General features: G+C 71.6%; 11 protein-coding genes. 9 read left to right on the top strand and 2 right to left on the bottom strand.

Features of this window, described 5'->3' with window-relative positions; translation table 11 throughout:
- The first annotated feature begins 358 nt into the window (after positions 1-358).
- The gene (locus MOX02_RS06930) at positions 359-1615 is read left to right on the top strand and encodes a carbohydrate porin (protein WP_147025078.1); all 1257 of its coding nucleotides are present in this window, start codon (positions 359-361) and stop codon (positions 1613-1615) included.
- Here the strand turns inward: MOX02_RS06930 and MOX02_RS06925 are convergent.
- Positions 1606-1866: a hypothetical protein gene (locus MOX02_RS06925; RefSeq protein WP_147025077.1), complete on the bottom strand. Its 261-nt coding sequence runs from the start codon at positions 1864-1866 to the stop codon at positions 1606-1608. The two genes, MOX02_RS06930 and MOX02_RS06925, sit on opposite strands and share 10 nt — an antisense overlap.
- Positions 1867-2068: 202 nt before the next feature.
- Between MOX02_RS06925 and ruvB the strand changes: the two genes are divergently transcribed.
- The 7 genes from ruvB to tolB all read left to right on the top strand — a co-directional run bounded on the left by ruvB (position 2069) and on the right by tolB (position 9776).
- Positions 2069-3130: a Holliday junction branch migration DNA helicase RuvB gene (gene ruvB, locus MOX02_RS06920; protein ID WP_147025076.1), complete on the top strand. Its 1062-nt coding sequence runs from the start codon at positions 2069-2071 to the stop codon at positions 3128-3130.
- 69 nt (positions 3131-3199) lie between these two features.
- Positions 3200-5179, top strand: a complete 1980-nt coding sequence (locus tag MOX02_RS06915; protein ID WP_147025075.1) for a methyl-accepting chemotaxis protein — start codon at positions 3200-3202, stop codon at positions 5177-5179.
- 79 nt (positions 5180-5258) lie between these two features.
- Positions 5259-5663, top strand: coding sequence for a tol-pal system-associated acyl-CoA thioesterase (ybgC, locus tag MOX02_RS06910; protein WP_238179092.1), 405 nt, complete (start codon positions 5259-5261; stop codon positions 5661-5663).
- Positions 5664-5862: 199 nt separating this feature from the next.
- Positions 5863-6585 (top strand): protein TolQ, encoded by a 723-nt coding sequence (tolQ, locus tag MOX02_RS06905; RefSeq protein ID WP_147025073.1) that lies wholly within the window; start codon positions 5863-5865, stop codon positions 6583-6585.
- A 28-nt stretch (positions 6586-6613) separates the two neighbouring features.
- Positions 6614-7060, top strand: a complete 447-nt coding sequence (locus MOX02_RS06900; RefSeq protein WP_147025072.1) for an ExbD/TolR family protein — start codon at positions 6614-6616, stop codon at positions 7058-7060.
- A gap of 13 nt (positions 7061-7073) precedes the next feature.
- Positions 7074-8393 carry a cell envelope integrity protein TolA gene (gene tolA / locus MOX02_RS06895; protein WP_147025071.1) on the top strand — a complete coding sequence of 440 codons (1320 nt, stop codon included), beginning with the start codon at positions 7074-7076 and terminating at the stop codon, positions 8391-8393.
- 54 nt (positions 8394-8447) lie between these two features.
- Entirely contained in the window at positions 8448-9776 is a 1329-nt protein-coding gene (gene tolB / locus MOX02_RS06890) for a Tol-Pal system beta propeller repeat protein TolB (protein WP_147025070.1), read from the top strand.
- A gap of 80 nt (positions 9777-9856) precedes the next feature.
- On the opposite strand, the gene MOX02_RS06885 is transcribed toward tolB, so the two are convergent.
- Entirely contained in the window at positions 9857-11152 is a 1296-nt protein-coding gene (locus tag MOX02_RS06885; RefSeq protein WP_147025069.1) for an ammonium transporter, read from the bottom strand.
- 392 nt (positions 11153-11544) lie between these two features.
- Here MOX02_RS06885 and MOX02_RS06880 point away from each other — a divergent pair, with 392 nt between their 5' ends.
- A complete protein-coding gene (locus MOX02_RS06880; protein WP_147025068.1) occupies positions 11545-13401 on the top strand; it encodes a glycoside hydrolase family 15 protein in 1857 nt (618 codons plus the stop codon).
- The last annotated feature ends 2 nt before the right edge of the window (positions 13402-13403 follow it).

Genomic DNA, 13403 nt, shown 5'->3' with positions numbered 1-13403 from the left:
ACGAGGGCGGCGAATGTCGCCGGAGGCGGCGAGAGGTCGAGGGAGCGGAGTTCCTGCGGGCCTCCGGCGATGACGCCGGGCTCCGCCCGGACTGGGTCCGCGCCGCTGACGCCGGGCTCCGCCCGGACCGGGGCCGCGCCGCCGACCAGGCAGACGGCGAGCAGGCGGAGGACGCCCGACAGACGCGAACGGTGAGGCTCGGCCATGTACGCAACCCGAACTCGATGGACGCTGAGGCGGCCGCGCCGCGCAGATCGTTCGCCGGCCGCCGTGCCGGGGCGGCGGGCGCAGCGGCCCTACGCCGCGGCCGGGTCGCGTCCCGCGATCCCCTCCTTGATGCGGGAAGCGCCTGCCGGGCATGTATGGGCGCGCGGCCCTGAGGGGGCGCGGCATCGAGATCGGCCTCGCCTATATCGGAGAGGTGTTCGGCGGTCTGCGCGGCGGTCTGCGCCGCGGGGCCGTCTACGCGGGACGGGCCGACGTCCAGATCGACGCGGATCTCGGCAAGCTCGCCGGGTGGGAGGGCCTGCGCTTTCACGCGAGCGCCTACCAGATCCACGGCACGGGCCCGACGCGGTACTACGTCGGCAGCCTCGCGGCTGTGAGCGGAATCGAGGCGCTTCCCGCGACCCGGCTGCAGGAGCTCTGGCTGGAGCAGTCCTTCCTCGACCGGTCCCTGACCCTGCGCGCGGGCAACCTCGCGGCGGACGCGGAATTCCTCGTCAGCCCCTCGGCGACGGTGTTCGTCAACGCGACCTTCGGTTGGCCGGTGCTGGCGGCGGCGAACCTCCCGTCCGGCGGCCCCGCGCTGCCGCTGGCCACCCCCGGCATCCGCGGGCGCTGGAACGCTCTCCCGAAGACGAGCCTGATGCTCGGGCTGTTCAACGGCGACCCGGCCCACGCCCGCGGCGACCGTCTCGCCGTCGACCCGCAAACCCGCAACCGGCACGGGATGGATTTCAGCCTGCACGGCTCGCCCTTCCTGATCGCGGAGGCCGCCCATGCCTATGTCTTCGGTGGAGCGGGCCCCGAGCGCACCGGCACGGTGAAGGTGGGCTACTTCCACCATTTCGGCGCCTTCGGCGATCCGCGCATGGACCGGGACGGGAACCCGCTCTCGGCGCCCTGGAGCTCGGGCTTGCCGGCGCGAAGGCGGGGGGACGACGGCTTCTACGCGCTGATCGACCAGACGGTCTACCAGGAGGACGCGGACAGCGACCGGGGCGCGGCCGTGTTCGCGCGCCTCGCCGCCTCGCCCTCGCCCGCGAGCCTCGTCAGCCTCTACGCGGATGCCGGCATCGTCTACAAGGGATTGCTGCCGGGGCGCCCGGACGACGTGGCGGGTCTCGGCCTCGCCCACACCCGCATCGCCCGCCGGGCCCGTCTCTCCGACTGGGATCGGGTGGCCTTCGGCGGGGCCGCCCTGCCGGTCCGGCGGAGCGAGACGGCGATGGAGTTGACCTATCAGGCCGTCGTCGCCTCGGGCTTCACCGTGCAGCCGAGCCTGCAATACGTCGTCGGTCCGGGCGGGCGCACGGGAAACCCGCTGCTGCCGGGCTTCCCGCGCATCCGCAACGCGGTCGTCGTCGGGCTTCGCGCGACGATTCAGTACTGAGCGGACGCGTGCGGGCGGCGGGCCTCGCGGCGGCTCTCGTGCCGCTCCGCCTCGCGCGGGCCGGCCGCGCAGAAAAAGCAGGCGGCGCGCTTGCGCGAGCCCGTCTGCACGACGGCGGCGGGAGAGTTGGCGGCCGAGGCCATGCCCGAGGTCTCGGGCACGATCTGGGCCGCGGCCGGTCCGCCGAGCGCGACGAGGACCGGGCCGAGCCCGGCGAGGACGAGTCTCGCCGCGGGACGCATGATTCTCATAACCCTGTCTCGATACGGAAAAGTAATGCTGTTCGGGCGCGGGCGTTGCAAGTCCCCGACCGCGCCTGTCCCGTAGGTTCGCGACCGATGGGCCGGTTCGCCTGCGGCGGGACGATGCGGGCCGAGATGCCGCGGTGGTTTTGAGGCGCCGGAACGGGTAACACCCGCCTGACATTGCCTTCAGCCCGACCCGCGAGATCCGTTGAGCAAGCCGCCCGCCACGAAGTCGCTCCTCAATCCCGAGAGCCGACCGGACGACGTCGACCAGTCGATCCGGCCCCTGAGCCTCGCCGAGTTCGTCGGGCAGCGGGCGGCGCGCGCCAACATGCAGATCTTCATCGAGGCCGCCCGCAAGACGGGTCAGGCCCTCGACCACGTGCTCTTCGTCGGGCCTCCGGGTCTCGGCAAGACGACGCTCGCCCAGATCGTCGCCCGGGAGCTCGGCGTGAATTTCCGCTCGACCTCCGGCCCGGTCATCGCCAAGGCCGGCGACCTCGCGGCCCAGCTCACCAACCTGGAGGAGCGGGACGTCCTGTTCATCGACGAGATCCACCGCCTCAACCCGGCGGTAGAGGAGATCCTCTACCCGGCGATGGAGGATTATCAGCTCGACCTGATCATCGGCGAAGGCCCGGCCGCCCGCTCCGTGAAGATCGAGCTGCCCAAGTTCACCCTCGTCGGCGCGACGACGCGGGCCGGCCTCCTGACGACGCCGCTGCGCGACCGCTTCGGCATCCCGATCCGCCTCGAATTCTACGACATTGACGAGCTGGAGCTGATCGTCAGCCGCGGTGCGCGGGTGCTCGGCCTAGGCATGTCGCCGGAAGGCGCCAACGAGATCGCCAAGCGGGCCCGCGGCACGCCTCGCATCGCCGGGCGCCTGCTGCGCCGGGTGCGCGACTTCGCGATCGTCGAGGACGCGCCGATCGTTACCCGGGCGATCGCGGACCGTGCGTTGCAGATGCTCGACGTCGACCCGGTCGGTCTCGACGTGATGGACCGCAAGTACCTGACGATGATCGTGACTTCGTTCGGCGGCGGTCCCGTCGGCATCGAGACGATCGCGGCAGCCCTCTCGGAGCCGCGCGACGCCATCGAGGACATCATCGAGCCCTACCTGATCCAGAAGGGCTTCGTGCAGCGCACGCCGCGCGGCCGCGTTCTGACGCCGCACGCCTACCGCCACATGGGCTTCGCCGAGCCGCGGCGCGATCCGGCCACGCAGTTCGGGCTGTTCGCGACGGACGACGACCTCGGCGGATAACCAATCACGGGCGCCGCGGGCTCGGTGCCGTTATCGACTTTTCCAATCTATCGCAGACTATCCTCGCGAATGCGCACGATCGTGTTCCGGGTTCGTCAATGTTTTCGCGGCCGCCTCGGGCTGCGATGGCAGATCGCCCTGCTCGGCATGGGCGGGGTGCTGCTGCTGGGGGTCGTCCACATGCTCGGCCAGAACCGGCAGGACGCGCTCCAGCGCGTCGCCGACCGCGGCAGCGAACTGCACGCGGCCATGATCGGGATCCACGCCGACCTCGGCGCGGCGCGTCAGGCGGAGACCGAGTTCCTCCTCGATCGCCGCGAGGCCCTGATCGCAAAGCGCGAGACCCTTGTCGCCCGGGTCGGGGAGCGCCTGAGGAGCGTCGAGGCCGCGGTCGCGGACAGCCCTGCCGACAGCCCTCTGAAGCAGGCCGAGGCCATCCGCCCGAGCCTCAACCTCTACGCCACGCGCTTCCAGAACGTGGCCGCCGCGCAGCGGACGCTCGGCCTGACCGAGAAGGACGGCGTGCAGGGCGCCCTGCGCGAAGCGGTGCACGCCGCCGAGAAGCGGCTGCTCGCCGTCCACGAGCCGGACCTGAAGGTCCTCATGCTGATGATGCGCCGGCACGAGAAGGACTTCATCCTGCGCGGCGACGACAGGTACGTCGACGAACTGCGCGACCGGGTCTCCGAGTTCAAGCCCGCGCTCTCCGCCTCGTCGCTGGCGCCGCAGGTCCGGGCGGAGCTCGCCGCGCTCGTCGCCGCCTACGAGGCGCGCTTCCTGGCCTATTCCGCGGGTGCCTCGACCTTGAGGGAGGAGGCCCAGGACCTCTCGGCGATCTACGGGCGCCTCGCGCCGCTGGTCGGCGCGGTCGAGCAGGCCGTGGAGCAGGAGCACGACCGCACGAGCGCCGAGATGGCGGCCGCGCGGTCGAGGACGACGCAGGCCATGTGGGCCGTCATCGCCGCGACGGTGCTGTGCGCCGGGGCGCTCTCCCTGTGGGTCGGCCAGCGCCTGTCCGGTCCCCTCACGATGATGGCCGGTACCATGACGCAGCTCTCGGAGGGAAACCTCGACGTGCTGCCGGTCCGCATCGCGCGGCAGGACGAGATCGGTGCCATCGCGCGCGCGCTCGCGGTGTTCCACGCCAAGATGATCGAGAACCGCGCCCTGCTCGCAGATCAGGAGGCCCTGCGGGAGCGCGGCGAGATGGAGCGCCGCGACGCCATCCTCAGGCTCGCGGACAGGATCGAGGAGGAGGTCGGGCAGGCGGCGAGCGAGCTTTCCGCGACGGCCGACGCGATGCGGGAGGGCGCCGGCACCCTGTCCCAGGTCGTCGAGGAGACCCGGAACCGGGCGGTGGCGGCCTCATCCGAGGAGGCCTCGGCCAACGTCCGCATGGTCGCCTCGGCGGCCGAGGAGCTGACCGCATCGTTCCGCGAGATCGACGCTCAGGTCGGCCGCTCGACCGCCGTCACGAGGCGGGCCGCCGAGGACGCGGCGCGCTCCGACGCCACGGTGCGGGCCCTCGAGGCAGCCGCCGCACGGATCGGGGACGTGGCGAGCCTGATCGCCGGCATCGCCGCGCAGACGAACCTCCTGGCCCTCAACGCGACGATCGAGGCGGCGCGCGCCGGCGAGGCGGGGCGCGGCTTCGCCGTGGTCGCCGGCGAGGTGAAGGCCCTCGCGGGCCACACCGCCACGGCCACGGCCGAGATCCGCGGGCAGATCGAGGCGATCCGCTCGGCCGCCACGGGAGCCGTGGAGGCCATCGGCGGGATCGGAGCGACGGTCCGCGAGATCGATGCGATCGCCGCGGCGATCGCCGGCACGGTCGCGCAGCAGCGCGCGGCGACGCAGGAGATCGCCGGGAACGTGCTCCAGGCGGCCCGCGGCACGCAGGAGGTCACCGAGACGATCGCGCGCGTCGGCCACGATGTCGGTCAGGCCGTCTGCGCGGCCCGGGATTCGCTCGCGGCCGCCCGCATCGTCAGCGCCCGGTCGAGCGAGCTGCAGGGCCTTGTCGGCCGCTTCCTGGTGCAGGTGCGCTGAGCCGGATGCCTCGCCCCGGAAACGACACGGTCGGCCCGCAATCCGGCGCCCGGAACCGATCGGCCGGCGAGGAGAAATGATGGAGGGCGCCCACGCGCTGCCCGTGCGCGTCTACTACGAGGACACGGACTTCTCGGGCTTCGTCTATCACGCGAGCTACCTGCGCTTCATGGAGCGCGGCCGCACGGAGCTGCTGCGGGGGCTCGCGGGCGACCAGTCCGACCTGCACCGCGACGCGGACGGCCTCGTCTTCGTGGTCCGGCGCATGGAGATCGACTACCTGAAGCCCGCCCGGATGGACGACGCGCTCACCGTGCTCACCGGCACGCGCGAATTGCGCGGTGCCTCCATGCACCTCATGCAGACCGTGTGCCGCGGCGAGGAGATCCTCGTGCGGGCCGAGGTCGTCGTCGCCTGCGTGCGGGCGGGCCGGGCCATCCGCCTGCCCGATTCGCTCCGGCGCGCCCTCTCGCGCCCGGCCTGAGCGCCGGCCCGGCAACCATTCCTTAACCCTGCCACCCGCTTAACTCGTCCCGTCGGATTGTCGGGGACGGCGACGCAAGCCTGGCCCTTACTTTCGACAGATTCGACGGCGATTCCCCGTTGATATCGCTCGCGGATCTGAGCTGGAGCGGGCGGGCCGCGCCCGCGCTTCGGTGGCCCGGGGATTTGAGGATCTTGCCATGAACCCAGCCGATGCCATGCAGGCGGCGCAGGCGCCCGTCGCCGACATGACGCTGCTCGGCCTGTTCCTGCAGGCCCATTTCGTGGTCAAGATCGTGATGGTGGGGCTGCTCGGCGCCTCGGTGTGGTGCTGGGCGATCATCGTCGACAAGACGCTGCTGTTCCGCCGCACCAAGGAGGAGATGGACGCGTTCGAGGACGCGTTCTGGTCCGGCCGCTCGCTCGAGGAGCTCTACCGCTCCTTCAACGACCGCCCGGCGACCGGCCTCGCCGCCCTGTTCGTGGCCGCGATGCGCGAGTGGAAGCGCTCCTTCGAGGGGTCGGGCCGCCAGATCCAGTCGCTGAGCCAGCGCATCGACAAGGTGCTCGACGTCACCATCCAGCGCGAGGTCGAGCGCCTCGAGTCGCGCCTCCTGTTCCTCGCCTCGATCGGCTCGGCCGGCCCGTATATCGGCCTGTTCGGCACGGTCTGGGGCATCATGACCGCCTTCACCTCGATCGCGGCCTCGAAGAACACCTCGCTGGCTGTCGTGGCGCCGGGCATCGCCGAGGCGCTGTTCGCCACCGCGATCGGCCTGTTCGCCGCGATCCCGGCGGTTCTCGCCTACAACAAGCTGCAGGCCTCCGTGGCGAAGTCGCAGTCGCGGCTCGAGGGCTTCGCGGACGAGTTCTCGGCGATCCTCTCCCGCCAGATCGACGAGCGCCTCTCGCTCGCCGCCTGACCCCACCCGACAGCCGAGGACGAGCATCATGGGCATGGCCCACGGAGCGGCACAGGGCGGCACCAAGCGGCGGCGGCGCGGCCGGCGCACGGCCGCCATCAACGAGATCAACATGACGCCGTTCATCGACGTCGTGCTCGTGCTGTTGATCGTGTTCATGGTGGCGGCCCCGATGATGACGGTCGGCGTCCCTCTCGACCTGCCGCAATCGAAGGCGAGCCCGCTCAACTCCGACACCAAGCCCGTCACCCTCTCGATCCGCCAGAGCGGCCAGATCTTCCTCGGCGAGGACGAGCTGACGGACGACAGCATCGTGCCGAAGCTCACCGAGGTCTCGAAAGCGGGCTTCGAGGAGCGCGTCTTCGTGCGCGGCGACAAGCGGGTCGATTACGGCCGTGTGGCGCAGGTGATGGCGATCGTGACCGGCGGCGGCTTCAAGAAGGTCGCCCTCGTCACCGAGCCCGACCAGCGATAGCGGACCGGCCGCCGTGGCGCTCACCTTCGACCGCAGCGAACCCGGATTCTGGCTCTCTGCCGGCGTGCACGTGGCGCTGCTGACCCTCGCCCTGGTCGGCATCTCCGCCGAGGCCCTGCCCGAGGCGCAGGAGGGCGTGCCCGTCGAGGTCATCACCGAGAACCAGTTCTCGGAGATCACCAAGGGCGAGCGCAACGCGGAGAAGCCCCTCTCCGACGCCAAGCCGCGGGCCGACCGCAAGGCCGAGACCTTCGAGGAGCGCGAGCCCGAGAACGCCAAGGTCGACGCGCCCGCCGCCCCGACCCGCACCGCCGACATGAAGGTCGCGAGCGTCGACGAGGTGCCCCTGCGCATCAACGAGCCCGACCCGCAGGAGGTCGCCAAGGCCGCCAAGGCCGCGCAGGAGAAGGCGGAGAAGGCGGCCCAGGAGAAGGCCGAGAAGGCCGCGCAGGAGAAGGCTGCCGCTAAAGCTGCGGCGGAAGCCAGGGCGGAGGCGAAGGCCAAGGCCGAGGCGAAGGCCGCGCAGGAGAAGGCCGAGGCCGAGCGCCGCGAGCAGCTCGACAAGCTGATCGAGCGCCAGGAGGCGGAGGCCGCGGCCGCCGACGCGAAGGCCAAGGCCGAGGCGAAAGCCAAGGCGGAGAAGGCCAAGGCCGAGGCGAAGGCCGCGCAGGAGAAGGCGGCCAAGGCAGAGGCGGAAGCCAAGGCCAAGGCGGAAGCGGAGGCGAGAGCCAAGGCCGAGGCCGAGCGCCAGAAGGAGATCGCCGAGGCGAAGGCGGAAGCCGAGGCCAAGGCGAAGGCCGAGGCCGCCGCCAAGGCCAAGGCGAAGGCGCTCGCCGACGCGAAGGCCAAGGCCGATGCCGAGGCGAAAGCCAAGAAGCAGGCCGAGCTCGCCGACAAGTTCAACGCAGGCGACATCCGCCAGATGCTCGCCTCGAAGGTGCCCTCGCAATCGACGGGAGCCACCGGCCACGAGGTTCAGCGCACGGCCTCGCTCGGGGCCGCGACCGGCACCGCGCAGCGCCTGTCGCCGTCGCTCCGCGACGCCCTCGTGGGCATGCTGCAGCAGCAGATCGAGCGGTGCTACTCGGCCCCGCCGGGCGCCGCCCAGGGCGTCGTCCTGCCCATGCTCGACATCCGCCTGAACCCGAACGGCTCGCTCGCCGCGGAGCCTCGGATCATGCGCGGCGGCGCCAGCGCCGTCGACCAGTCGATCGCCCAGGCGGCCCTGCGGGCGGTGCGGCGCTGCGCGCCCTACAAGATCCCGGCCCAGTACGCGCCGTACTACAACGACTGGAAAGCCATCAACGCGGAGTTCGAGTTCTCGGCGGCGTGAGCCCCGAACGATCCCTCCCAGACAGCTCAGACGGTCCCGGAAAAAGCGAATCCCATGCCCCATCGCACGACGTCGCGGCGCACGCTCGCCACGCTGCTCGCCGCCCTCGCGCTCGCCCTGCTCGGCGGCCTCACGCCCGCCCGCGCGCAGCTCCAGCTGCGCATCGGCGGCGGCGCCTTCCAGCCGCTGCCGATCGCCGTGACGGACTTCTCCGGCGACCCCAGCCTCGGCAACCTCGTCTCCAGCGTGGTGACGAACAATTTGCGCCGCTCGGGCTACTTCGCGCCGCTCGACAAGGCGCGCTTTCCCGAAGTTCCCGCCTTCGACGCGGCCCCGAACTTCGAGAAGTGGCGCGCCACCGGCGTGCAGGGCCTCGTGACGGGCCGCGTCTCGCGCGACGGGGGCGGGCGCCTGAAGGTCGAGTTCCGGCTCTGGGACGTCACCTCCGGCCAGCAGATGACCGGCCAGCAATACGCCACCGATCCGGCCAACGCCCGGCGCACCGGCCACCTCGTCTCCGACGCGGTCTACACCAAGATCACGGGGCTTGGGCCCTTCTTCGACAGCCGCATCGCCTTCGTGGACGAATCCGGCCCGAAAGAGAACCGCCGCAAGCGCCTGATGGTGATGGATCAGGACGGGGCCAATGTCCGCGCCCTCACCACCGGCGAGACCTCGATCGTGGCGCCGCGCTACTCGCCCGCCACGCAGGACATCGCCTTCATGACCCAGCAGACCGGCCATCAGCCGCGCATCCAGGTGATCAACCTGGAGACCGGGACGCGGCAGGCGGTCGGCAATTTCGAATCGATGAGCGCGAGCCCCCGCTTCTCGCCGGACGGGCGCCGCCTCGTGCTCAGCGTCCAGCAGGGCGGCAATGCCGACATCGTGACGATGGATCTCGCCTCGAAGGCGCAGCGCCCGATCACGCAGGGCATGGCCATCGACACCTCGCCGACCTACTCGCCTGACGGCAGCCAGATCGTGTTCGAGTCCGACCGCGGCGGCTCGCAGCAGATCTACGTGATGAACGCGGACGGCTCGAACCCGCACCGCATCTCCTTCGGCGAGGGCGCGGCCTCGCAGCCGGCCTGGTCGCCGCGCGGCGACCTCATCGCCTTCACCCGCCAGCGCAAGGGCGGCTTCGCCATCTGCGTGATGAAGCCCGACGGCTCGGGGGAGCGCGTACTCACCGAGGGTTTCCACAACGAGGGTCCGACCTTCGCGCCGAACGGCCAGTACGTGCTGTTCTTCCGCGATCCGGGCGGCCAGGGCGGCGGCAAGCTCTACATGGTCGACATCACGGGCCGGGTGGAGCAGCCGGTGCCGACGCCGTCCTACGCCTCCGACCCGACCTGGTCGCCGCTCCTGTCCGGCAAGTAGGTGGCGGCCGAGGCGGGGTCCGGAACCCGCCTCGACGTGCCCGTGCGGCGCCGCGGAATGACGCGGCGGGTGGGCCCGGCTCAGGTGTACTCGTAGGCCCGCTCGCCGTGGCTCGCGATGTCGAGGCCCTCGTACTCGGCCTCGGCGTCGACCCGCAGCGGCGTGACGGCGGACAGCATCCGGGTCAGACCGAAGGTCACGACGACGGACCAGACGGCCGTGACCGCGATCGCCAGGGCCTGCACGCCGAGCTGGCGCAGCACCGTACCACCCTCGCCGAGGCCGGCGCCCCCGAGGTCCGGCAGGGCGAAGACCGCGAGCAGCAGCGAGCCCAGCATGCCGCCGACGCCGTGCACGGCGAAGACGTCGAGCGAGTCGTCGATGGCGAGGCGATGCTTCACGTAGAGCGTCGCGAAGAAGCAGACGAGCCCGCCCGCCGTCCCGATGGCGAGCGCCGCGGCGGGCGAGACGAAGCCGGCGGCCGGGGTGATCGTGGCGAGGCCCGCGACGCAGCCGGTGACGATGCCGATCGAGGTGGGCTTGCGGATCTTCACCCACTCGGCGGCGGTCCAGGCGAGGGCGCCGGCGGCCGCCGAGAGGTGGGTGGCCAGGATGGCGTTCGCCGCGCTGCCGTCCGCCGATAGGGCGCTGCCGCCGTTGAAGCCGAACCAGCCGACCCAGAGCATGCCGGCGCCCATCATGGTCATGCCGGGGCTGTGCGGCGGCTGCAGGGCGGCCGGGAAGCCCCGGCGCTTGCCGATCATCACGGCGAGCACCAGAGCCGAGACGCCGGCAGTGGTGTGAACGACGATGCCGCCCGCGAAGTCGAGGGTGCCGAGCCCGGCGAGCCAGCCGCCGCCCCAGATCCAGTGCGCCACGGGCACGTAGACCAGCATCAGCCACAGCGCCGAGAAGAGGGCGACGAACGGGAAGGCGACGCGCTCGGGGAAGGCCCCGATGATGAGCGCGGGCGTGATCACCGCGAAGGTCATCTGGTAGAGGGCGAACACGCTCTCTGGCAGGAGCGTCGGAGCGCGCACGGCGTCGAGATGGGCGAGGAACGCCTTGTTCAGGGTCCCGATCAGCGGCCCGCTCCCGTCGAAGGCGAGGCTGTAGCCGCAGATCGCCCAGAGGACGGAGGCGATGCAGCAGATCGCGAAGCACTGCATCAGCACGGACAGGACGTTCCGCGCCTGGACGAGCCCGCCGTAGAACAGGCCGAGCCCCGGCAGGGTCATGAACAGGACGAGCGCCGAGGCCGTCAGGATCCAGGCGACCTGCCCGCTGTCGATGGAACTGGTGGCCGCGTAGCTCGGCGTCACCGACAGGAGGAGAAGGGCGAGGCCGGAGAGGCTGCGCCGAAGGTGGAGATGCATGAGGGCCCCCGGGCAGCCGTGCCGTTCCGTGCGGCTGTCTGCCGTTCTGATGAGCAGTCGATGCCGGCTTCGCAGGCAGTATGCTGCGGGTCGGACGTGAGTGAGAGTCGGTACGTGCGGCTCGTCGCGTCACAGGACCGTGAGGACGGTCTCGCATCGGCTGAGTCGCTTGCCCAGGATGCAATCAGCTTGCCGCATCATGTGGCAGGCTTGCATCGCTCGGGGCAGTATATGCCGAGCGCTGCGGCAGCCGGCATCGCCCGGGTCGGATCGTCGACCGCGAAGGTGCGGGCGGCGGCCGCAGCCTTGATGTGGCAGATTGTCGGTCCGCATCGATACGGGTCGGCGCGGCGCTACCTCAATGCAGGTCACCGTACGAGCGCCGGACGCCCTTGTCGAAGCCCATCAGCGACTACGCCATCGTCGGCGACACCCACGCCAACGCCCTGATCGCCCGCGACGGCTCGGTCGACTGGCTGTGCTGGCCCCGTCACGACTCGCCCGCCCTGTTCCTGCGCCTGCTCGACGACGCGAAGGGCGGCGCCTGCAGCCTCCACCTCGAAGGGGTCCAGAGCACGGATCGCCGCTACCTGCCCGGCACGAACGTGCTGGAGACCACGTTCTCGACGGCGAGCGGCCGCGCCCGCCTCACCGACCTGATGCCCGTGAACCCGCCCGAGCCCGAGCCCGACGAAGGTCCGGACGGCGAGGGCGAGAGCCGGCTGATCCGGCTCCTCACCTGCGACGAGGGCCGCGTCTCGGGCCGCTTCGAGGTGCGTCCGACCTTCGACTACGCCCGCCGGCCGTGCACGGCGCGGGAGGAGGCCGGCACGGTCCTGTTCGAGGCGGGCGACCAGCGCCTGCGCGCGAGCGCCTCGTGCCCCTTCACCGTCCGGGGCGAGGCGGCGGACTGCACCTTCGCGCTCGAGGCCGGTCAGACGCTCTACCTCGTCCTCACCCACGGCGAAGGCGGTCAGGCGGCCGAGATCGAGAACATCGAGGGCGCCCGCCACTGCCTCGACCGGACGGTGGCGTACTGGCAGCGCTGGAGCGGGCGCTGCACCTACCGCGGGCCCTACCGGGAGGCCGTGCTGCGCTCGGCCCTCTGCCTCAAGCTCCTCACCTACGCGCCGAGCGGGGCGATCGTCGCCGCCGCCACCGCCGGCCTGCCCGAGGCGGTGCCGGGCAACCGCAACTACGATTATCGCTTCACCTGGATGCGGGACGCGAGCTTCACCGTCACGGCCTTCGTGATGCTCGGCTACGTGCGCGAGGCGTCCGAGTTCCTGCGCTTCCTGCGGGAGGCGGACGGCAGCTTCGGCCGCGACACGCGCCTCCTCTACGGGATCGCCGGGGAGCCGCCGCCGGAGGAGGCGCTGCACCACCTCTCCGGCTGGCGCGGCGTCGGGCCGGTGCTGATCGGCAATGCGGCCGCGCACCAGGACCAGCACGACATCTACGGCGAGCTGCTGCGGGCCCTGTGCGGCTTCCTGGAGGCGGTGAGGTACGACCCGCCCGAGAAGGTGAACGACCGCCTGCCGGAGGTGCTCGACAACCTCACCGCCCGCGCGCTGGCCTGCCGCGACGCGCCGGACCACGGCATCTGGGAGCTGCGCACGGAGCGGCGCCAGCAGACCCACACCAAGGCGATGATCTGGGTCGCCCTCGACAACGCGGCCCGGATCGGCCGCAACATCGCGGGCGTGCCGCCGGAGAAGATCGCCGCCTGGGAGGCGGCGGCCGCGGAGGTCCGGGCCGACTATCTGGCCCGGGCCTGGAACCCGCGCAAGCGCGCCTATGTCGGCACCTACGAGACGGACGACCTCGACGCCGCGGTCCTGCGTGTCGTCCTGTTCGGGGCGATCGACGCCGACGATCCGCGCATGCACGCGACGCTCGCCGCGATCGAGCGCGAGCTCGGCGCGGGCGACCTCCTCTACCGCTACCGGACGCCCGACGGCCTGGAAGGGCGGGAGGCGACCTTCACCCCTTGCGCGTTCTGGCGCGTGAGCTGCCTCGCGCTGGCCGGTCGCACGGGGCAGGCCAAGGCCACCTTCGAGCGCCTCATCGCGCGCGGCAACGATGTCGGACTGTTCGCCGAGGAGATCGAAGCGGCGAGCGGCGAGCAGCGGGGCAACACCCCGCAGGGCTTCGCCCACATGGCGCTGATCAACGCGGCGATCCGCCTGCAGGACTGCATCGAGCGCTTCGGCCTGTCCGAGGATACGGCGGAGCAGGCGGCGGAGTGAGC

It is taken from the genome of Methylobacterium oxalidis (genome assembly GCF_007992195.1).
GTDB classification, from domain to species: Bacteria; Pseudomonadota; Alphaproteobacteria; order Rhizobiales; family Beijerinckiaceae; genus Methylobacterium; species Methylobacterium oxalidis.
Note: the sequence above shows the minus strand (reverse complement) of the source record. Positions and strands in the feature narration are given on the sequence as shown.